Source organism: Halopseudomonas nanhaiensis (assembly GCF_020025155.1).
Lineage (GTDB): Bacteria > Pseudomonadota > Gammaproteobacteria > Pseudomonadales > Pseudomonadaceae > Halopseudomonas > Halopseudomonas nanhaiensis.
Genome location: NZ_CP073751.1, coordinates 2,974,804 through 2,994,599, shown reverse-complemented (window position 1 = coordinate 2,994,599; position 19,796 = coordinate 2,974,804). Strand labels below are relative to the sequence as shown.

General features: G+C 61.2%; 20 protein-coding genes. 19 read left to right on the top strand and 1 reads right to left on the bottom strand.

All coding sequences use genetic code 11. The annotated features are described in order from the left end of the window. The first annotated feature begins 44 nt into the window (after positions 1 to 44). Positions 45 to 1,952, top strand: coding sequence for a sulfate adenylyltransferase subunit CysN (gene cysN / locus KEM63_RS13625; RefSeq protein ID WP_223652537.1), 1,908 nt, complete (start codon positions 45 to 47; stop codon positions 1,950 to 1,952). Between the two features lie 12 nt (positions 1,953 to 1,964). Next, positions 1,965 to 2,429 carry a tRNA adenosine(34) deaminase TadA gene (gene tadA / locus KEM63_RS13620; RefSeq protein WP_223652536.1) on the top strand — a complete coding sequence of 155 codons (465 nt, stop codon included), beginning with the start codon at positions 1,965 to 1,967 and terminating at the stop codon, positions 2,427 to 2,429. A gap of 183 nt (positions 2,430 to 2,612) precedes the next feature. Here tadA and mltF read toward each other — a convergent pair whose 3' ends face one another. Next, a complete protein-coding gene (gene mltF / locus KEM63_RS13615; RefSeq protein WP_223652534.1) occupies positions 2,613 to 4,058 on the bottom strand; it encodes a membrane-bound lytic murein transglycosylase MltF in 1,446 nt (481 codons plus the stop codon). Positions 4,059 to 4,241: 183 nt separating this feature from the next. On the opposite strand from mltF, the gene purL reads away from it, so the two are divergent. The 17 genes from purL to KEM63_RS13535 all read left to right on the top strand — a co-directional run bounded on the left by purL (position 4,242) and on the right by KEM63_RS13535 (position 19,705). Beyond that, complete coding sequence (gene purL / locus KEM63_RS13610; protein WP_223652532.1) at positions 4,242 to 8,138, top strand: phosphoribosylformylglycinamidine synthase; 3,897 nt, start codon at positions 4,242 to 4,244, stop codon at positions 8,136 to 8,138. A gap of 790 nt (positions 8,139 to 8,928) precedes the next feature. Next, the gene (locus KEM63_RS17040) at positions 8,929 to 9,297 is read left to right on the top strand and encodes a SecDF P1 head subdomain-containing protein (protein WP_423747809.1); all 369 of its coding nucleotides are present in this window, start codon (positions 8,929 to 8,931) and stop codon (positions 9,295 to 9,297) included. A 1,243-nt stretch (positions 9,298 to 10,540) separates the two neighbouring features. Beyond that, positions 10,541 to 10,834, top strand: coding sequence for a hypothetical protein (locus KEM63_RS13605; RefSeq protein WP_223652530.1), 294 nt, complete (start codon positions 10,541 to 10,543; stop codon positions 10,832 to 10,834). A gap of 152 nt (positions 10,835 to 10,986) precedes the next feature. Beyond that, positions 10,987 to 11,427 (top strand): GNAT family N-acetyltransferase, encoded by a 441-nt coding sequence (locus tag KEM63_RS13600; protein ID WP_223652528.1) that lies wholly within the window; start codon positions 10,987 to 10,989, stop codon positions 11,425 to 11,427. Positions 11,428 to 11,556: 129 nt separating this feature from the next. After that, the gene (locus KEM63_RS13595; RefSeq protein WP_223652526.1) at positions 11,557 to 11,937 is read left to right on the top strand and encodes a phosphopantetheine adenylyltransferase; all 381 of its coding nucleotides are present in this window, start codon (positions 11,557 to 11,559) and stop codon (positions 11,935 to 11,937) included. Between the two features lie 124 nt (positions 11,938 to 12,061). After that, on the top strand, positions 12,062 to 12,682 hold the full coding sequence (locus KEM63_RS13590; RefSeq protein ID WP_223652524.1) for a GNAT family N-acetyltransferase: 621 nt from the start codon (positions 12,062 to 12,064) through the stop codon (positions 12,680 to 12,682). Positions 12,683 to 12,731: 49 nt separating this feature from the next. Then, on the top strand, positions 12,732 to 13,424 hold the full coding sequence (locus tag KEM63_RS13585; RefSeq protein WP_223652522.1) for an aspartate/glutamate racemase family protein: 693 nt from the start codon (positions 12,732 to 12,734) through the stop codon (positions 13,422 to 13,424). 149 nt (positions 13,425 to 13,573) lie between these two features. Continuing rightward, positions 13,574 to 14,398, top strand: a complete 825-nt coding sequence (locus KEM63_RS13580) for an ion transporter (protein WP_223652520.1) — start codon at positions 13,574 to 13,576, stop codon at positions 14,396 to 14,398. 73 nt (positions 14,399 to 14,471) lie between these two features. Next, complete coding sequence (locus KEM63_RS13575) at positions 14,472 to 15,083, top strand: FMN-binding negative transcriptional regulator (RefSeq protein WP_223652518.1); 612 nt, start codon at positions 14,472 to 14,474, stop codon at positions 15,081 to 15,083. A 57-nt stretch (positions 15,084 to 15,140) separates the two neighbouring features. Next, a complete protein-coding gene (locus KEM63_RS13570; RefSeq protein ID WP_223652516.1) occupies positions 15,141 to 15,836 on the top strand; it encodes a hypothetical protein in 696 nt (231 codons plus the stop codon). A 133-nt stretch (positions 15,837 to 15,969) separates the two neighbouring features. Further along, entirely contained in the window at positions 15,970 to 16,356 is a 387-nt protein-coding gene (locus tag KEM63_RS13565; RefSeq protein WP_223652514.1) for a hypothetical protein, read from the top strand. A 107-nt stretch (positions 16,357 to 16,463) separates the two neighbouring features. Next, positions 16,464 to 17,243: a pseudouridine synthase gene (locus tag KEM63_RS13560; RefSeq protein ID WP_223652512.1), complete on the top strand. Its 780-nt coding sequence runs from the start codon at positions 16,464 to 16,466 to the stop codon at positions 17,241 to 17,243. A 68-nt stretch (positions 17,244 to 17,311) separates the two neighbouring features. Then, complete coding sequence (locus tag KEM63_RS13555) at positions 17,312 to 18,217, top strand: DNA ligase (RefSeq protein WP_223652510.1); 906 nt, start codon at positions 17,312 to 17,314, stop codon at positions 18,215 to 18,217. Continuing rightward, the gene (locus tag KEM63_RS13550) at positions 18,189 to 18,509 is read left to right on the top strand and encodes a heavy metal-binding domain-containing protein (protein WP_223652508.1); all 321 of its coding nucleotides are present in this window, start codon (positions 18,189 to 18,191) and stop codon (positions 18,507 to 18,509) included. Before KEM63_RS13555 ends, KEM63_RS13550 begins: the two co-directional genes overlap by 29 nt. Positions 18,510 to 18,514: 5 nt before the next feature. Continuing rightward, on the top strand, positions 18,515 to 18,952 hold the full coding sequence (locus KEM63_RS13545) for a hypothetical protein (RefSeq protein ID WP_223652506.1): 438 nt from the start codon (positions 18,515 to 18,517) through the stop codon (positions 18,950 to 18,952). Beyond that, positions 18,949 to 19,512 carry a GNAT family N-acetyltransferase gene (locus tag KEM63_RS13540; protein ID WP_223652504.1) on the top strand — a complete coding sequence of 188 codons (564 nt, stop codon included), beginning with the start codon at positions 18,949 to 18,951 and terminating at the stop codon, positions 19,510 to 19,512. The genes KEM63_RS13545 and KEM63_RS13540 overlap by 4 nt, the downstream gene beginning before the upstream one ends. Beyond that, the gene (locus KEM63_RS13535) at positions 19,496 to 19,705 is read left to right on the top strand and encodes a cysteine-rich CWC family protein (protein WP_223652502.1); all 210 of its coding nucleotides are present in this window, start codon (positions 19,496 to 19,498) and stop codon (positions 19,703 to 19,705) included. Before KEM63_RS13540 ends, KEM63_RS13535 begins: the two co-directional genes overlap by 17 nt. Positions 19,706 to 19,796 lie beyond the last annotated feature (91 nt).

The following is a 19,796-nucleotide window of genomic DNA, read 5'->3' as shown; positions in this document are numbered from 1 at the left end:
ACGTCCAGCCTTCAGCCTTCAGCCTATAGCATCGAGATAAGATCATGTCCCATCAGTCTGAACTAATCAGCGAAGACATCCTGGCCTACCTGGCACAGCACGAGCGTAAGGAGCTGTTGCGGTTCCTCACCTGCGGAAACGTCGATGACGGCAAGAGCACGCTGATCGGGCGTTTGCTGCATGATTCCAAGATGATCTACGAAGATCACATGGAAGCCATCACGCGTGATTCCAAGAAGGTCGGAACCACGGGCGAGGACATCGACCTGGCGCTGCTGGTTGATGGTCTGCAGGCCGAGCGTGAGCAGGGCATCACCATCGATGTCGCCTACCGCTATTTTTCCACCGCCAAGCGCAAGTTCATCATCGCCGACACCCCTGGCCATGAGCAGTACACCCGCAACATGGCCACTGGCGCGTCGACCTGTGACCTGGCGATCATCCTGATCGATGCGCGTTATGGCGTGCAGACCCAGACCAAGCGCCACAGCTTCATTGCCTCGCTGTTGGGTATCAAGCACATCGTCGTTGCGGTCAACAAGATGGATCTGAAGGACTTCGACGAGGGCGTATTCAACCAGATCTGTGACGATTACCGCGAGTTTGCCAAGGGCCTGGAAATGCTCGACGGCAACAGCGTGCACTTCGTGCCGATGTCGGCATTGAAGGGCGATAACGTCGTCAATCGCAGCGAGCGCAGCCCGTGGTACACCGGCCAGACGCTGATGGAAATTCTGGAAAACGTCGAAGTGGCGGCCGATCGCAACCTCACGGACCTGCGCTTCCCGGTGCAGCTGGTGACCCGGCCCAACCTGAACTTCCGCGGCTTTGCCGGCACCATCGCCGCCGGCGTGGTGCACAAGGGTGATGAGCTGGTCGTATTGCCGTCAGGCAAGACCAGCCGTGTGAAGTCCATCGTCACCTACGATGGCGAGCTGGAAACAGCCGGCCCGGGCCAGGCGGTGACGCTGACGCTGGAAGACGAGATCGACATCTCCCGTGGTGACATGCTCGCGCATGTGGACAATCGTCCGCTGATCGGCGATCACTTCGAAGCCAATATCGTCTGGATGGCCGAGCAGCCCATGCAGCCCGGCCGCAAGTACGACATCAAGCGCGCGACCAGCTACAGTCCAGGCTCGTTCACGCGCATCGTGCATCGCATCGATGTGAACACGCTGGAGCAGCAGGAAGCGCCGCAGCTCGGACTGAACGAAATCGGCCGGGTCGAGCTGTCGCTCGAGCGCCCGATCGCCTATGACGATTACCGCCACAACCGCACCTCCGGCGCGTTCATCGTCATCGACCGCATGACCAACGGCACCGTGGGTGCGGGCATGATCGTCGCCAAGGGGTTGATGGGCCAGAACAGCAGCGACAGCCATCATGGCCGCTTGGCCCATGTGACTGCGTCCGAGCGCGCCGCACGCTTCGGCCAGGATCCGGTCACCGTGCTGTTCACCGGTCTGTCCGGTTCCGGCAAGAGCACCATTGCCTACGCCGTCGAACGCAAGCTGTTCGACCAGGGACGTGCCTGCTACGTGCTCGATGGCAAGGCGATGCGTCAGGACCTGTCGAAAGGGTTGGCGCAGGACGCCGCAGGCCGTGCCGAGAACCTGCACAAGGGCGTGCGGATCGCCCGTCAGCTCAACGAAGCGGGTCTGATAGCGCTGGGCGCCTTCGTTGCACCGACCAAGGCGAGCCGCGACACCGCCCGGCATATTCTCGGCGAACGCTGCCTGATGGTGTATCTCGATGCACCGCTGGACGTATGCCAGACGCGCGATCCCTCCGGTCTGTATGCCGCCAATGTGGACGGCACTATCCCCGGCGTGTCCTATCCGTACGAAGCGCCGGAGAATGCCGATCTGGTCCTCAACACCGCCGATTCGGATCTGGACAGCTGTGTCGACAAGGTGATCGGTCTGCTGCGCCAACGCGGTCTGATCTGATCGGAGCCGGCCATGAAGCCAGCTGATATCGACTTCATGCGGCTGGCGCTGGCCGAAGCCGAGCAGGGTGCCCTGCTCGGCGAGGTACCGGTCGGCGCCGTGCTGGTGCTGGACGGTGCAGTGATCGGCAAGGGCTTCAACCAGCCGATCAGCAGTCACGATCCCAGCGCCCACGCGGAAATGGTCGCCATCCGCCAGGCGGCCGAAGCCCTCGGCAACTATCGTCTGCCCGGCGCTACCCTCTACGTCACGCTTGAACCCTGCACCATGTGCGCCGGCCTGCTGGTGCACAGCCGTATCGGCCGCCTGGTCTATGGAGCCAGTGAACCGCGCGCCGGCGCTATCCTCAGCCGCAGCCAGACCCTCGACCAGCCCTGGTACAACCATCGCGTACAGGTGGAAGGCGGAGTGCTGGCAGAAGAGTGTGGAGCGATGCTCAAGGCGTTTTTTCGGCAGCGGCGGGGGCGCGACAGCTAGCTGTCGCGCAGCGGCAAGCGGCAAGCGGCAAGCTTCAAGCTTCAAGCTTAAAACCAAACCATGCCCGTGCTTAGCAAGACTTGCGACTGCAACAAACCGCGGATACACCCCCCTTTTCCCGCTCCACTCGGACAGCTTGTCGCTTGAAGCTAACAGCTTACCGCTGCGCCGCCGAAGGCGGCGCTAGATCCCCTGCGGTAACTGCTCGAGAATCCCGGGCGTGTGGTACTCGCCTTCGGGAATCCGCGCCGTCTCGGCCTGGGGCTGGGTGACCCACTGCAGGATCTCGTAGTAGCGGCGGATGTTCTGCACGTAATGCACCGGTTCGGAGCCGCGGGCATAGCCGTAGCGCGTCTGGGTATACCACTGCTTCTTCTGCAGTAACGGCAAATGATCCTTCACATCGATCCAGCGGTTCGGGTCGCGGCCGTTGTTACGTGTCAGGGTGCGGGCATCATCGAGATGCCCCAGGCCGACGTTGTAAGCGGCCAGGGCGAACCAGGTGCGGTCGGGCTCGGGGATGTCGGTGGGCAACTGATCGCGCACCCAGATCAGATAACGCGCCCCGCCAAAGATGCTCTGCTTCGGATCGATACGGTTGGTCACGCCAACGAACTTGGCGGTGGGCAGCGTCAGCATCATCAACCCGCGCACGCCGGTGGGCGAACGGGCGTCCGGATCCCAGAGGGACTCCTGATACCCCATGGCCGCCAACAGGCGCCAGTCCAGTGCGTACTGATCGCCAGCCTGGCGGAACTGGGTCTCGAACCGTGGGAGGCGTTGGGTCATATGCCGCGCAAACGCGCGTGCACCCACATAGTCGAGCACGTCGGAATGACCGTAGAAGCGCTCGATGAGCTGGTCCAGCGTGCCGTCCTCCTTGATGCCGGCGAAGAATTCGCGCACCGCATCGAGCAGGGTGTCGTCAGGCTCGCGCGGCAAGGCCCAGGCCATCGCCCGTGGCTCGCCCAGATCGAACCCCACACGCACCGCCGGATAGAACGCCTGGTTGACCACCAGTTCGTTGGAGTAGACCACCGCATGGTCGATCTCCTCGTCATTGACCAGCCGCAGCAGATCGGCCACTTCGAGGCTGTCGGACTCCTCGAAGACCAGATTGGGATGTTCCTGCTGCAGGTCTCGCAGCATGTCGGCCAGCGTGCTGCCCTTGAGCACCATGATGCGCTTGCCGTAGAGCTCCTCGATGTTGCGCGGCTGGCGCTTGCCGCGGCGGTAGACCACCTGGGGGGTGGTCTCGAGATAGGGCTCCGCGAAGCGCACCTGATCGGCCCGCTGCGGATTGACCGTGACGCCGGCGGCGGCCAGGTCTGGGCCATCTTCGCTGGAAAGCTGGTGATACAGGTCGTCCAGCGTAGCTGTGGTGGTAATTTCAAGGGTCACGCCCAGACTCTGTGCGAAGCGCTTGCTCAGCTCGTATTCCAGCCCGGTATCGCCGTGGCGATCCTGGTAATAGGTCGTGGGCGTATTGCGGGTCACGACGCGCAGGGTTCCTTCGTCGCGGATCTGCTCGAGACGGCTGGGCTGTTCGCCGCAGCCTGCCAGCAGCGTCGCGAGGACCAGCGGGAGCAGGGCGGGCAGGGAGAAGGGCAGGGGCCGGCGGGGTGACATGCGAGCCAGTATAAGGAAAAGCGGTCCGCGGCAATAGTTACTGCATGTAGCCGGGTTTTTCAGCACCGACACGCCGTGATGCGCCGCTCGGCGCGGGTTAGCCAGCATGGCCGTCACGCCGTCCTTGGGTTATCCTATGCGCCTTCATTTTTCCATCCCTGTTTCTCCGAGGCCGTTACCGACATGCATATCCTGCGTGGAGCCCCAGCCCTTTCCGATTTCCGTCGCAACAAGCTGCTGTCGCGTATCCAGTCCGAAGTGCCGGCCGTTTCCGGACTGTATGCCGATTTCATGCATTTTGCCGAGCTTTCCGCCGAACTGGATGATCGGGGGCACGACGTGCTCGCACGCCTGCTGCGCTATGGCCCGTCCGTCGCGGTGGAGGAGCCGGAAGGCACGCTGTTCCTGGTCGTCCCGCGCTTCGGCACCATCTCGCCCTGGTCGAGCAAGGCGACCGACATTGCCCACAACTGCGGTTTGCAGTCGGTGGCCCGTATCGAGCGCGGCCTCGCTTACTATGTGAAGGGTGATCTGGACGCCAACGCACGTCAACGGGTAGCCGCTCTGCTGCACGACCGTATGACCGAAATGGTGCTGGAGCAGTTCGATGCGGCCGAAGGATTGTTCGCGCACACTCAGCCGAAGCCGTTCAATCGGGTGGATATTCTCGCCGGCGGCCGCGCTGCGCTGGAGCAGGCCAACGAGTCACTGGGCCTGGCACTGGCCGAGGACGAGATCGACTATCTGGTGCAGAGCTTCACTGACCTGGGGCGCAACCCCAGCGACGTCGAGCTGATGATGTTCGCCCAGGCCAACTCCGAGCACTGCCGGCACAAGATCTTCAACGCCAGTTGGGACATCGACGGTCAGGCGCAGGACAAGAGCCTGTTCGGCATGATCAAGAATACCTTCGAGCTGCACCGTGAAGGCGTGCTGTCCGCCTACAAGGACAACGCCGCGGTGATCGAAGGTTTTGTTGCCGGTCGCTTCTTTCCTCAGCCGGGCAGTCACGAGTACCGCTTCCACGAGGAGCCGGTACATATTCTGATGAAGGTCGAGACCCACAACCACCCGACCGCGATCGCCCCGTTCCCGGGTGCCGCGACTGGCTCGGGCGGCGAGATTCGTGACGAGGGCGCCACCGGCCGCGGCGGCAAGCCGAAGGCCGGCTTGAGCGGCTTCACCGTGTCCAACCTGCGCATTCCGGGCTTCGAACAGCCCTGGGAAGAGAACAATGGCAAGCCGGATCGCATCGTCACGCCGCTGCAGATCATGATCGAAGGCCCGCTCGGCGGCGCCGCGTTCAACAACGAATTCGGCCGTCCCAACCTGACAGGCTACTTCCGAACCTTCGAACAGACCGTGCAGTCCCCGCGTGGCGCCGAGATCCGCGGCTATCACAAGCCGATCATGATCGCCGGCGGCCTGGGCAATATTCGCGCCGGTCACGTTGAAAAGGCCGAGATTCCGGTTGGGGCCAAGCTCGTCGTGCTGGGCGGCCCGGCCATGCTGATCGGCCTCGGCGGCGGCGCTGCCTCGTCGATGGCCACCGGTGCCAGCGCAGAAGATCTGGATTTTGCCTCCGTGCAGCGCGAGAACCCGGAAATGGAGCGCCGCTGCCAGGAGGTCATCGATCGTTGCTGGGCGCAGGGTGACAAGAACCCGATCCGCTTCATCCATGACGTAGGTGCCGGTGGTCTGTCTAACGCCTTCCCCGAGCTGGTCAACGACGGCGGGCGCGGCGGGCGCTTCGAGTTGCGCAACGTCCCCAACGACGAGCCCGGCATGAGCCCGCTGGAAATCTGGTCCAACGAGTCGCAGGAACGCTATGTGATGGCCGTGGACAACGCCGACTTCGAGCGCTTCGCTGCACTCTGCGAGCGCGAGCGTTGCCCCTATGCCGTAGTGGGTGAGGCGACCGAAGAGCAGCTGCTGGTACTCAACGATCAGCACTTTGACAACCAGCCGGTCGACATGCCGCTCTCCGTGCTGCTCGGCAAGCCGCCGCGCATGCACCGCAGCGCCGAGCGTGAAGCCTCGCCGAGCGATGACTTCGACGCCACTCAGCTCGATCTGGACGAAGCCGTTGGCCGCGTGCTGCGCCTGCCGTCGGTGGCCAGCAAGGGCTTTCTGATCACCATTGGCGACCGCACCATCACCGGTCTGGTCGCGCGCGATCAGATGGTCGGCCCGTGGCAGGTACCAGTAGCTGACTGCGCGGTTACCGCGGCCAGCTACGACGTCTACACCGGCGAAGCGATGGCCATGGGCGAGCGTACGCCGCTGGCGCTGCTCGATGCCCCGGCTTCGGGCCGGATGGCCGTTGCGGAAACCGTGACCAACCTGGCCGCGGCACGTATCGACAAGCTGTCGGACATCAAGCTCTCGGCCAACTGGATGGCCGCTGCCGGCCACCCCGGCGAAGATGTGCGTCTGTACGAAACGGTCAAGGCAGTCGGCATGGAGCTGTGCCCCGAGCTCGGCATCACCGTGCCGGTCGGCAAGGACTCGATGTCGATGAAGACCCGCTGGAGCCAAGAGGGTCAGGACAAGAGCGTCACCTCGCCGCTGTCGCTGATCGTCACTGGCTTCGCCCCTGTGCAGGACATTCGTTTTACTCTGACGCCCGAGCTGCGCAGCAACCAGGGCGAGACCGATCTGATCCTCATCGACCTGGGCCGCGGGCAGAATCGCCTGGGTGGCTCGGCGCTGGCGCAGGTGTACAACCGCATCGGCGCGCAGGGTCCGGATCTGGATGATGCCGAAGACCTCAAGGCATTCTTTGCAGTCATCCAGGGCCTGAACGCCGACGGTCAGCTCCTTGCGTACCATGACCGTTCGGACGGCGGCCTGCTGACCACTCTGGCCGAAATGGCCTTCGCCGGTCGGTGCGGCTTGAATGTTCGCCTGGACGTGCTGGCCGACGAGCGCAGCGAATTGGCTGGCGTACTGTTCAACGAAGAGCTCGGCGCCGTGATCCAGGTCCGCCAGGGCGATACCGAAGCCGTGCTCAGCCAGCTGGCCGCGGCCGGCCTGGGTGACTGCAGCGCCGTGATCGGCCAGCCGACTACCGAGCAGACGCTCACCTTCAGCTTCAATGATCAGACCGTGCTCAGCGGCACCCGCGCTGCCTGGCAGCAAGCCTGGGCCGAGACCAGCTGGCAGATTCAGCGCCTGCGCGACAACCCGGAAGGCGCTGACCAGGAATTCGAGTCCATCGCCGATGATGCCAACCCCGGCATGCATGCGCAGCTCAGCTTCGAGCCGAATGAAGACGTCGCCGCACCGTATATCAATACCGGCATCCGCCCGCGTATCGCCATCCTGCGCGAGCAGGGCGTCAACGGTCAGCTGGAAATGGCTGCGGGCTTCACCCGCGCCGGCTTCTGCGCCGTCGATGTGCACATGAGCGACATACTCGAAGGCCGTGTCGATCTGGCTGACTTCCGCGGACTGGTCGCCTGCGGCGGCTTCTCCTACGGTGACGTGCTCGGTGCTGGCGAAGGCTGGGCCAAGTCGATCCTGTTCAATGAACAGGCCCGAGAAGCCTTCAGCGCCTTCTTCCAGCGCCCGGAAACCTTTGCACTGGGTGTGTGCAATGGCTGCCAGATGCTATCGAACCTGCGCGAATTGATCCCCGGCAGCGATCACTGGCCGCGCTTCGTGCGCAACCGCTCAGAGCAGTTCGAAGGCCGTGTGGCCATGGTTGAAATTCAGCCATCGCCGTCGATCTTCTTCGCCGGCATGGTCGGCTCGCGCATGCCCATCGCCATCGCTCATGGCGAAGGTCATGCGGAGTTTGCCGATACCTCGGCCGTCGACGCCTGCGAAGCCAGCAACAGCGTTGCCGTACGTTTTATCGACAACCGGGGCCGCATGACCGAACGCTACCCGGCCAACCCCAACGGCTCGCCGCGCGGCATCACTGGCCTGACCACCCGCGACGGCCGCGTGACCATTCTCATGCCGCACCCGGAACGCAACTTCCGCGCCGTACAGAACTCCTGGATTCCCGAAGAGTGGAGCGAAGACGGCGGCTGGATGCGCATGTTCCGCAATGCGCGAGTGTGGGTCGGCTGATACGCGACCAGCGCAAACAGAAACCCCGACCACGTGTCGGGGTTTCTGTTTTGTGCGCCCCGTCCCGATTGGAATAGGCCATCCGGCTGTAATATGCTCGGACTCGGCAAAGGATGCCTGAACCAACCCGCCTGGCGGCACGGACAGCTGTCTCTTTCCCCTTAATCGCTCCATACCGCCATGCCTGTGCGCGAAAGGTAGGGCGGTAGCGTGCCCGCGAAAGCGCTCACGCTGATCGCGCCGCGGCAGCGCCCTAGTATAAAAAAATCACGAAATGTGGAAGTCACGCGATTACGGGTGGGAGGTCGGGATCTTCGCAAGTGACTGATTTGTAATAAGTATTGCCAGCAGGTCAGACGGTCGGGAGCGGAGTTATATGGAAGCAACCAATATGCAATATGATGGAATTCCACCTAATCACTGTTATGGGGTGCCAAAGGGAGACCTAATTGTCTGACGAAACGCTGATCTTCGTAGTCTACCGTTTGCTAGAGGTAGCCTTACTCGTCTACGCGGCTTCGCTGTTGGTTGGCTTGTTCAAACGAAAGATATTTGCTGTGGGAAGATGGCATTCGAGAGATTTGGAGCCTAGCAGCTACTGGCAATGCGTAATCGGGATGACGCTTCTTATCCTCGTCGTAGCATGGGCAAGGTTTATCTTAATGCCTGAGCGGATAGCAGCTTTATGACAATCACTGTCATCATTTCCCACTTTCTAAATGCGCATAACAATCGCGTCAAAGGCGACGCTCGTACCTCGCGCGCTTTACGCGGGCGTTAGGCAATCGTGATGATGAAATGGGTCGCGACCCTTTTGCTGGTTACCCCCGGTGCCGTACTAGCAGAGACTGAGCTAGACTTTCACCTGTGTTCGGCTTACGTGCAGCAATCTACAGTAGGTACCCAGATCGAAAATGAATGGCCGATTAACCTAAAGTTGACAGAGGTTGGCACCACAAGTTTTGAGCGTTTCACTGATGCAAACATTGGCAGGATGACCCGTATTATTGTCGGTGGTCGCGTATTTTTGAGAGCGACGATATCGACGCCAGTTCCTAGCGGAACCTTACGTGGGAAGTTCAGCTCCCTGGAGAGTGCCAAAGCATGGCAGCGAACTCTTGTAGGAGCATTACCCGCAGCTCCGTGCGGTGTGAACTGAAAAATGCCTAACCAATCGCTCAAATAAATTACCGGCCTGGCGACCCTCTACCGGACGTCCCTGACGGGTTGCCGCATAGCTTCGCGTTAGACGCACGGGTCAGCCGATATGCCGGACACAGATGTAGAGAATGGGTGGGAGGCCTACTGTCGCACCTATCAAGATCGCGTTTTATCTCCGCTTCTCCGTCGTGCTCTTAGGAACAGAGCTTCTGCCACGGGGCAATCGTCACGCGGTCGACCTCGGTTGCGGGGCCGGTGTATAGGCGAAGATGCTGCTGAACGCAGCGTGGAATGTTCTAGCCATCGACAGGGAGCCTCGGGCCATCGCGCGTGTCGCAGCATCGGCTACCGATCCGCCCGCTGGACGCGCGGATGCGGTTATATCGTGCTTCGAAGAGCTCGGAGAGCTGGCGCCTTCGACACTCATTCACGCAGCGCTTAGCTTGGCCTTTTGTTGTACGCCGGCCAACTTTCCGCGATTGTGGGCGCTTATCGTTTCTGCGCTCGAGCCCGGCGTACAGTTCGCGGCCCACTTCTTTGGAGACAGACACGATTGGGCCGGAGACTCGGAAACGAGCTTTCGTACAAAGGACGAGGTGGCAGCCTTGCAGCGGCTTGAATGTCGAGCTGCTACGCGAAGCCGAGGGAGATGGCGGACACGTGCCGCCTCACTGGCACCGCTTCGAGCTTATCGTCAGCAAACCGGCGGATCGAAGAGATGCGACCGTACAGCCGAACCACGCGCCCAACAGGCAGTCACTCCGAAGCTTAGCCGCGTAGGGGCTCTGCACCACTGACCCTTTACCTAAGAGTGTTTAATACCGTGTCCAGGCCTTTAGCCGTAAGAGCTGCAATATTTTTATTCGGAATCTTGGCATTTCAATCCTGGCTTGATGTCGCCACTCAAAATATTGAGTCAATCGAAATACTACTGCCGCTTGCACTGGCTATACCTGTCAATATTGCATTCCTTGGACTCTTGGCGGACGCGAGATTAGGGCGTGTGTTGGCCGTAGTTATCTCTGCACTTCTTGCGATATTGGGAGTGCTGTATTGGTTGGTTATGACATTTTCCAACGAATTTCAGTTTTTTCAATTGTCAGCTTTCACCATATCTCTGCTGCTGTATTTATGGTGGCTGGCCGTTTATGCTTTTGGGAAAAACTCTCGGGATTATTACGCACGAATAAGGCTATGCAAACTCGAGCAAGCGGACCATTGTATTTAGCAGGGATAGCGATATGGGAGTAGTCGTACTACTCGCTTTCGGCTGGGCGGTCAGCGTATACGGACGGCCGGTGCGCTTTGCGGCAGCGTTCGCCCTGCTTACTTTTCTGCTGGGTCTGCTATCAGCCGATGCAGCGCAGAGTGCGATCACAGCGTTGGTAAATTTGGGATTCGCCACTGCCTATTTTTATCTGATCGCGCGGTACTCCAGCAACGTACTTGTCTATTTGCTTATCTTGTTTGTCGGCGCGCTGGCCTGGGTCATCCTTCCGATTTGGCTGGCAGCTTCAGGGTTGGGTGCCGCTTGATTGATCCCCTAAAGCCTTCGCTAATCTCAACTAGGGCATGTGCAGAATCAAGAGGTCGGACGGGGTTCCATGCTGAAAGTGTCGAGACCGGGATGCCGGAAGTTCAGGATGTCATCTTGCCTGAAATGCAAACCAACGCGCTCGGTTGCTAAATGAAACTAGTCATACGGCCGGTGCGAAACGACGAAGCAGCGGATTTATTTGAAATACATCGAGCGGTCTTCCGCTCGCATATCGATCAGCTCTGGGGATGGGACGAACAGTGGCAAAAAGCCAATTTTTCCCGGGAGCTCGAGTCTTCAATAACCTCGACCGTTTCGGTTGACGACCGGGTCATTGGCTATCTCCAGTGCTGCGAAGAGGGCGATCGCATTTACATCCGGAACATTGCCCTCTCAGCTCAATATCAATGCAGGGGAATCGGTGCTCTGCTGATTAAAGACGTCCAGAAACGAGCTGCCGCTTCCGGCATCTCGGTTGAGCTCGGCGTATTTCGAACCAATGCTGCGGCTAGGCGGTTCTATGAACGATTAGGCTTCGTTCGAACGCATGATAGTGCTACACATATCCATATGTCTTGGTCAGCGGCCTGATAACGCGAGCCGTGGCGACCCTTCTCTTACCGGCGCCGCAACCTGAATCACCGGCCAAGTCACTAGGGATGCTACCGGTCCGTCCGGCGGGTCAGCCCTTCTGCTTCACTTCGACAAGGACATCCCCTCATGCAGAAAACAATCACCGCGATGTTGTTGCTTGCCAGCTTAATCCATTTGCTACCGGTTTCGGGGGTGATTGGCGCCGAACGGTTGTCCTCGCTGTACGGCGTCGCGATCAACGACCCGAATCTTCAAATCCTGATGCGTCATCGGGCGGTTCTGTTTGGCTTGCTGGGTCTGTTTCTGGCCTATGCCGCGTTCGAGCCCGACTTGCAGCCTGTCGCCATTCTTGCGGGACTGGTCAGCGTGATCTCCTTTCTGCTTATCGCCTGGTCTGTCGGTGGATACAACGAGGCGATACGCAAGGTGTTCATCGCCGATCTCGTGGCATTGGTTGCGCTGTGCATCGCGGCCGGTCTCTTTTGGTTCACGCGTACGCCGCGTTAAGGCAATCTCACTAGAGAGATATCCCAGCAAGCGCGCACGGCTTTGCTTGCACGCTGAAGCGACTCTGCGCATTGCATTGTCAACTACCGCAACGTAGATACCTACCCACCCTCGGACGGCAACCATGGCCTTTATTGAACCCATCACCCTGGCCGCACGCGGCATACAGCTAGTACCGCTTGCGCTCGAACACGAATCCGGTTTGCGCGCCGCCGCTGCGGACGGGGAGCTTTGGAATCTGCGTGTGACATCGGTTCCAGAGCCCGGGCAAACGCGCGGCTATATCGACGCTGCGCTGAAAAGCCGGGCGGAGGGACACCGATTCGCCTTCGCTGTCGTTGATGAGGCGAGTGGAGAGGTGTTTGGCTCGACCAGTTACCACGACATTCTGCCGGAGGTGAAGCGAGTCGAAATCGGCTACACCTGGTACGCCAGACGAGCACAGCGTACGCACATCAATACCACCTGCAAGCTGCTGTTGCTGACGCACGCGTTCGATACGCTGGGCTGTAACGTCGTCGGCTGGCGGACCGACGTTTTCAACTTTGCCAGCCAGCGCGCGATCGAGCGGCTTGGGGCGCGAAAGGACGGCGTGATTCGCGGGAACGGCATGCGCCGCGACGGGACGATCCGGGACACGGTGATGTACAGCGTGCACAAGGGAGAGTGGCCCGAGGTGAGGGCGCATCTTGAATATAGGCTAAGCCGGTCCGGCGACCTCCCAGACGGAAATGTCGGCAGCTAGCAACCGTGGGGCCGCGCTTGGCGCAGGCCGCGGCGAAGGAGAGTAACGAATGAAAACGATCGGACTGATCGGCGGCATGAGCTGGGAATCGACACAGACGTACTACCAGTTGATCAACCAGATGGTTCGCGAGCGGTTGGGCGGCCTGCATTCGGCCAAGCTCGTTCTCTACAGCGTTGATTTCGCCGAGATCGAAGCGTTGCAGCACCGGGGAGACTGGGACGCGACAGCGAGAATCCTGGGGCAGGCCGCGACGTCGCTTCAGGCTGCTGGCGCTGATTTCCTGGTGTTGTGTACCAACACCATGCACAAGGTAGCGGAGCAGATCGAGCGGGCTGCGGGTGTGCCGTTGCTGCACATCGCCGACGCTACAGCCCAGGCGCTGAAAAACGATGGCGTCTCACAGGTAGGCCTGCTCGGTACGCGCTTTACGATGGAACAAGCGTTTTACCGGGAGCGACTCGAGCTCCAGGGGCTGGAGGTGCTCGTGCCGGATGAAGCCGAGCGCGAGACAGTCCACTCGATCATCTACCAGGAGTTGTGTCAGGGCATCATCGACGCCGGCTCGAAGGCGGCTTATCTTGATGTGGTGTCGTCCTTGTCGGCCCGTGGCGCGCAGGCGGTGATACTCGGGTGCACGGAAATCGGGCTGCTGATTGGAGACGAAGACACCACAGTGAAGCTCTATGACACCACCGCGATTCATGCCCGGCGGGCTGTCGAACTCGCCCTGGGCCGCTGAGCTGATCAGATCACAGTCCCTGAACTCGCAAACGGCATCGGACCGCTGCAGTCCGACCTTTCTTCAGGACATGCCACACTTACCCTCGAAAACGGCGACCCCGTCAGTCGAGGGTTGGAGCCGGGGTCCCACAGAAAGCGAGGTCGGGCATGAGCGAGGAAACAAAGCGCGACGATTCAAGCGCAGACGTCACCCACGAGGACGAGCTGACGCGTGAGCGTTACGAGTTGCTCCAGCGGTTGGAAGCATGGCTGGAGACACCGATGGTTGTTCTGGCCTTCGTGTGGCTGGTGTTGCTGGTGCTGGAACTGGTGCAGGGGCAGAGTTCGCTGTTCTCCGTTCTTGGCACCACCGTCTGGGTCATCTTCATTCTCGATTTCGCACTGAAACCGGTCCTGGCGACCGACAGAAGCGCGTACCTCAAGACCAACTGGCTGACGGCCGTCTCGCTGGTCATTCCCGCACTGCGCATGTTCCGCATCTTTCGTGCCGTCCGCGCGCTGCGACTGGCGACGACCGGACGCGGTCTGCGGCTGTTCCGAGTGGTCAGTTCGCTGAATCGGGGCATGAAGGCTCTGGGCGCGAGCCTGAGTCGGCGGGGCTTCGGCTATATCATTGCGCTTACCGTACTGGTCACTTTTGCGGGCGCTGCCGGCATGTACGCGCTGGAAAGTGAGGTGACCGACGGGCTGGATAGTTATGGCGAAGCACTGTGGTGGACTGCCATGATGATGACCACCCTGGGCTCGGAACACTGGCCGCAGACGGTCGAGGGGCGGGTGTTGTGCATATTTCTGGCGTTATATGCCTTCGGTGTATTCGGCTATGTCACGGCAGCACTGGCCACGTTCTTCGTCGGCCGCGATGCCGACAGCGCCGATGCGGAAGTGGCGGGCGCCAGGCAAATGACTGCCTTGCGAGACGAAGTGGCTGCGCTGCGCGAGGAGATTCGTGCGCTTTCACAACAGCGTTGATGTGACGACGATCATTGTGCCGTGTGATGCAGGGCCGTCACCGGGATACCTAACTCGCAGAGGAAGTACGCGAATGTACGTGCCAACCCACTTCAGCCAGGACGACACCGAAACGCTTCTGCGCTACGTCCGCGAGTACAGCTTCGGCCTGTTGGTCATCGCCGATGAGCAGGGTATCGAGGCGAACCACGTGCCGTTTCATCTGGGCGAAGCAGACGGTGCGCTGGGGGTGCTGCAGTGTCACCTCGCGCGGGCCAATCCGGTATGGAAGCGCCTGGTGCAGGGTGCAAAGGTGCTGGCCGTTTTTCAGGGGCCGGATGCGTACGTGACGCCGTCCTGGTACGCCACCAAAGCTGAGCATGGCCGGGTGGTGCCGACCTGGAACTATCTGGCGGTGCATGCCGAGGGGCAGGCCCGGGTGGTCGAGGATCACGACTGGTTAGGCCGGCATCTGCGCGCCTTGACCAACCAGCATGAAGCGCGCCAAGCACAACCGTGGCGCGTCGACGACGCCCCGCGGGACTACACTGACAAGCTGATCCGCGCGATCGTCGGCATCGAGATTCGTATCGACAGGCTCACCGGCAAGCTCAAGGCGAGCCAGAACCAGCCGGAGGCCAACCGTGCCGGCGTGAAAGCCGGACTGGCGCAGGACGGACACAGTGAGATGGCCGACCTGATCTGACTGGGCCTTTTCCTTCACCGAGGGACCGGTTCGTCGTCAATACACGGGGGGGCGCTGATGAAACGATGGAGCTTGCTCGGTTGGCTCGTTGTGCTGGTGACGGCGTGCGCAACACCCGCGCTCGGTCAGGCCAGGACGCTGGAAGAATTGAAAGCCGATATCGCTGCATTTGCGGGCGCCGCACGTGCGACTCTGTTGAGCGGATCCTCGCCGGTGCGAGTCGAAGAGCGGCTTATCGCCGGCTTCCAGCAGGACCCGGTGCGCCGCACGAATGTTGCTGGTGGCGGAGTGGTGTACTGGGGCTGGCAGGAAGGGCAGGCGTTCGTCCAGTCGGTCGCCGTTTACGATGCTCACGATAATTTGAAGTTGCTCGCTGCGGTAGACGATCTGCCGCGCGTGTACGACTCGCGTTCGAACCGTGGGGTGACCAGCCTCGATGAATATCAGGCTCTGCTGGACAGGCAGGCTCGCTGGGGCAGCCATCCGTCCGTCGCGCTGTTCGTTCAGGCGCCGGCCGATCTGCACGCGCATCTGCCACTGCTCAAACGCTGGAGCCAGGCCGCCTTGATGGGCTATTCGGTCGACTGTGCGGACGAGCGCGCGGCGGCGTCCTGCGCTTTCGTAGAGCAAGTGAGCCTGCCGACGCGTGCGTTCGATGTGCGTTGCCTGCAACGGGATGACGCCCAGCGCTGTCATATGGAGGTGCCGGACGTCCCGGCGCTTGACGTGCCGCTCTGCCGGTTTGTGCAATAACCCGCAACGACAGCAGTATCGCGAGGGGAGGCCCATTGCCTCACACCGGCTTTCGCTGTGCCCACGGTGGTTGCGTTGCTGTGCAGCGTTTGCGCTTCAACATGAATGACCACAGCCATCGCGAGGAACTGCAATGCTCAGCTATATCAACACGCTCTCGTCAACCGCCGCCATGTTGTCGCTGCTGACTCTGACGGCCGCGTCCTCGTTCAGCTACGCGCAGTCGCAGGACGAAATGAGTTCGGAGACATCCCTGGAGGTGGTCCAGTTCGCTGGTGCAATGCATGCTACCTCGCTGACCTGCGATGCGTATTCGGAGGAGAAGCTGCTGGAGTACAAGCGTGAGCAGCAAAAAAGGATGGAAGAGCAGGGGATGGACGAAGAGACCTTTGACGAAGCGTTCGCAGCCGGTCGCCGGCAGGCCGCGGAGCGCTGGAAAGGCTTGTCGACGCAGGAACAGGAGCAGGCCTGCAAGGAAATCGCTGAGCAGGCCTCGGACATGACGCCACCGTCCGAGTAGGGCGCGCTCCGTTTTGCAGTAGCCGCGGTGGCTGCAAGCAGGCAAGCTATGGAGCATACCGCGTCTCTGACGTGGTGGTGCTCACCCATTAGCGGAATTTCACTGTCGTGCTGTCCTGTTCGAACACCGCCTTTGAAGGCAATCCCCTGACCGAGATTTTCCGAGATGCGCATCTGCTGGCGGTGCACAAACCCGCCGGATTATTGCTGCATCGCAGTCCGATCGACCGTCACGAGACCGAATTCGCCCTGCAGCATGCCCGGGCGCTGAACGGGGGAGAGCATGTCTACCCGGTGCATCGGCTGGATCGTCCGACATCGGGGCTGCTGTTGTTCGCGCGTGATCCGGACACGGCCAGCTCGCTGGGCAAGGCGTTCATGGCCGGCGAGGTTCGCAAGACATATGTGGCGCTGGTACGCGGCTGGACCGAGGAAGCAGGGCTGATCGACCATCCGTTGCGCGAGCGCGCCATTGACAGGCGCTGCAAGGACGATCCGCAGCCGACCCGCGAAGCGCGCTCGCGCTATGCGAGGCTCGCCACCACCGAGATTCCGGTACAGATCGAAGGCTTTCCATCAAGCCGCTACAGTCTCGTCGAGCTGTGTCCCGACACCGGCCGCAAGCATCAGCTGCGCCGGCACATGCAGCACATCGCGCACCCGATTATTGGCGACACCAATTACGGCCGTACCCGTCACAATCACTATTTTGCCGAACGCTTCGGCTGCAGCCGGCTGATGCTGGCGGCCACCGCCATGCGCTTCGCGCATCCGTTCACCGGCCAGCCGATGACGCTTCATGCCGAGCCGGATGAGACCTTCCGTCAGGTACTGACGATTTTCAATGATGACGTTCAGTCCCTATGGCCTCGGACCGACCAGGTGTAGCGTCCGGGTTGCGTTGCCACATTTCTGCTGTTCTCTTCGCGTTTCATCAACCCCGACAAGGACGTCGAATGCGCCTGCTTCCTGCTCTGTTGCTTGCACTTCTACCTTTCTCGCTTCTCTGGGCCGATTCCGGCCGGCCCCATCAACCCATGCTTGCAAGTCTCTATCAGGGTGAAGCGTCGGTGTCGGAGTACTGGGTCAGCGAAAAGCTCGACGGGGTGCGCGGGCACTGGGATGGCACCAGACTGTGGACGCGCGGTGGCTATGCTATTGCGACACCGGAGTGGTTCACTGAAGCGTGGCCCGGCACGCCTATGGACGGCGAGCTATGGATTGGCCGCGGGCGCTTCGACGAAGTGAGCGGTATCGTGCGCAGTGCCGCTGCGCCCGATGAGGCCTGGCGCAGCGTCCGATTCATGGTGTTCGACCTCCCGGCGCACGGGGGTACGTTTGCTGAGCGTGTGCGAGTGATGAACGGGCTCAGTGGCAAGGCACATGAGAACCTGCGGCCGATTCGTCAGTACAAGGTCAACGACGCCGAGGAACTGGATAGGCGGCTTGCAGCGGTGGTCGCGGCTGGTGGTGAAGGACTGATGCTGCATCATCAGGCGGCACTCTACCGTTCCGGTCGGAGTGATGACCTGCTCAAGTACAAGCAATACGACGATGCCGAGGCGTGGGTCGTCGGATACACGGAAGGTAAGGGCAAGTACGCTGGCAAGGTCGGCGCGCTCATCGTTGAGGACGACGCGGGAAGGCGGTTTCGACTCGGTAGCGGTCTGACCGATGCCGACCGCGATGCGCCACCGGCTATTGGCAGTTGGGTCACCTACCGCTATAACGGTCTGACCTCGACCGGCTTGCCACGCTTTGCCCGATACATGCGCATTCGACACGAAGCGCCAGAGGTGCCAACGTCAGTTTCTACACTCAAGGGAGCACACCATGATCGTCTCGACCACACCCAGCATTGAAGGCCGCAAGATCACTCGCTATTGCGGCATCGTAGCCGGTGAAGCCATTCTCGGCGCGAACCTGTTCAAGGACCTGTTCGCCGGCATTCGCGACATGGTGGGCGGACGCTCGGCCACCTACGAGCGGGAGCTGACCCGGGCGCGCGACATTGCCCTGAAAGAGCTCGAGGAGAAAGCTGCCGAGGCCGGTGCCAACGCGGTGGTGGGCGTGGACATCGACTATGAGGTCCTCGGCGAGCGCAACGGGATGCTGATGGTGTCGGCCAGCGGCACGGCTGTGGTCATCGAATAAACCACATGTCAGGGATGATGATGCGCAAGTCATGGGTGTGGTTGGCCGCATGGGCCGTATTGATGGCTGGCTGTGGCGGCTCTGATGTGCGACGCAGCGACGCCGAGGCGCTTACTCGGGAGGTCGCGGTGCGCTTTGCCGAGGCGTTGGTGGCAGGCGAGTATGAACAGGCCGGCCAACTGCTAAGCAGCGAGGCTCAGCGCGACTACTCTGCCGCGCAGCTGCGCAACGACTACCGGGCAATGGTCGCCTATGGAAGCGGACCGGCGAAGGTTGACGGGGTTTTGCAGTTCATGGCGGATTGGCCCGCGCGTGAGGCACGGGATATTGGCTGGGCCTATGTGTCCATTTCAGGCGACGATTTTGCCGAGGCGATCTCAGTGGTCGTCGCCGAGCACGATGGACAACCTGTGGTCCGCGACATCGAGTGGGGCCGCCCGTGAGCGCTCCTGTAGGCGAAATAAGACTTCGACTGGCGGTCCAGGCCGATGTGCCGGCGATAGATCAATGCGTGCAGGCGGCCTACAGACACTTCGTCGCGCGCATCGGCCAGCCGCCAGGACCGATGCGCGATGACTATTCCATGCTTATCCATCATCGAACGGTCTATGTAGCGTCGGTCGGCATCGCGATCGCCGGGTTGCTTGTCCTGCAGCAGACCCGCGACGACTGTGTCCTCGAGAATGTCGCAGTCGATCCCGCCTGGCAGCGCCGAGGGATTGGCAAACTCCTGCTCGAGCATGCCGAGCGGTGCGCCACTGGCGCCGGATATGACACCATCTGCCTGTATACCAACGAGTTGATGGTGGAGAATCGCTATCTCTACTCGCGCATTGGTTACCGCGAGTTCGACAGGCGAATCGAGCAAGGTTTTTCGCGGGTTTACATGCGCAAGCATCTCGTCTGCGCAGCGCAGTCGACCGGATCGGGTCACCTGAATCGCGTGGGTGAGGGCGAGGCCGATCCTCTCTATGCAGGAGTGAAGGATGAACGCGTCCGATAGGCCCTTGGCGAATCATCGCTGCCCGCGCTGCGGAGCTGACAACGCTTGCCAGCCGGCCCGCAGCGGCAGCTTCGATACGGATTGCTGGTGCCGGCAGGTCTCGATCGACGAGGCGGTGCTGCAGGCGCTTCCGGAGGCGGACCGGGGCATCGCCTGCCTGTGTCGCCGTTGCGCCACGGCAGATAGTGCATGACGGTCGCGTCGGCGCGCATTGCCGCTGCCTGCTGGCGCCCCGGCTATATGTGCAGCGCGTTCCGGCGCGGGCTCTGGCGAGCCCGCAGGAT

What these genes read in the sequence shown, in the direction of transcription:
- KEM63_RS13595 (WP_223652526.1), top strand. Translation starts at nt 11,557, where the DNA reads ATGCAGAAAACAATCACCGCGATGTTGTTGCTTGCCAGCTTAATCCAT.
- KEM63_RS13545 (WP_223652506.1), top strand. Translation starts at nt 18,515, where the DNA reads ATGTCAGGGATGATGATGCGCAAGTCATGGGTGTGGTTGGCCGCATGG.
- mltF (WP_223652534.1), bottom strand. Translation starts at nt 4,058, where the DNA reads ATGTCACCCCGCCGGCCCCTGCCCTTCTCCCTGCCCGCCCTGCTCCCG.
- purL (WP_223652532.1), top strand. Translation starts at nt 4,242, where the DNA reads ATGCATATCCTGCGTGGAGCCCCAGCCCTTTCCGATTTCCGTCGCAAC.
- KEM63_RS13600 (WP_223652528.1), top strand. Translation starts at nt 10,987, where the DNA reads ATGAAACTAGTCATACGGCCGGTGCGAAACGACGAAGCAGCGGATTTA.
- KEM63_RS13580 (WP_223652520.1), top strand. Translation starts at nt 13,574, where the DNA reads ATGAGCGAGGAAACAAAGCGCGACGATTCAAGCGCAGACGTCACCCAC.
- KEM63_RS13535 (WP_223652502.1), top strand. Translation starts at nt 19,496, where the DNA reads ATGAACGCGTCCGATAGGCCCTTGGCGAATCATCGCTGCCCGCGCTGC.
- KEM63_RS13570 (WP_223652516.1), top strand. Translation starts at nt 15,141, where the DNA reads ATGAAACGATGGAGCTTGCTCGGTTGGCTCGTTGTGCTGGTGACGGCG.
- KEM63_RS17040 (WP_423747809.1), top strand. Translation starts at nt 8,929, where the DNA reads ATGATGAAATGGGTCGCGACCCTTTTGCTGGTTACCCCCGGTGCCGTA.
- KEM63_RS13550 (WP_223652508.1), top strand. Translation starts at nt 18,189, where the DNA reads ATGATCGTCTCGACCACACCCAGCATTGAAGGCCGCAAGATCACTCGC.
- KEM63_RS13605 (WP_223652530.1), top strand. Translation starts at nt 10,541, where the DNA reads ATGGGAGTAGTCGTACTACTCGCTTTCGGCTGGGCGGTCAGCGTATAC.
- KEM63_RS13555 (WP_223652510.1), top strand. Translation starts at nt 17,312, where the DNA reads ATGCGCCTGCTTCCTGCTCTGTTGCTTGCACTTCTACCTTTCTCGCTT.
- KEM63_RS13565 (WP_223652514.1), top strand. Translation starts at nt 15,970, where the DNA reads ATGCTCAGCTATATCAACACGCTCTCGTCAACCGCCGCCATGTTGTCG.
- cysN (WP_223652537.1), top strand. Translation starts at nt 45, where the DNA reads ATGTCCCATCAGTCTGAACTAATCAGCGAAGACATCCTGGCCTACCTG.
- KEM63_RS13590 (WP_223652524.1), top strand. Translation starts at nt 12,062, where the DNA reads ATGGCCTTTATTGAACCCATCACCCTGGCCGCACGCGGCATACAGCTA.
- KEM63_RS13585 (WP_223652522.1), top strand. Translation starts at nt 12,732, where the DNA reads ATGAAAACGATCGGACTGATCGGCGGCATGAGCTGGGAATCGACACAG.
- KEM63_RS13575 (WP_223652518.1), top strand. Translation starts at nt 14,472, where the DNA reads ATGTACGTGCCAACCCACTTCAGCCAGGACGACACCGAAACGCTTCTG.
- tadA (WP_223652536.1), top strand. Translation starts at nt 1,965, where the DNA reads ATGAAGCCAGCTGATATCGACTTCATGCGGCTGGCGCTGGCCGAAGCC.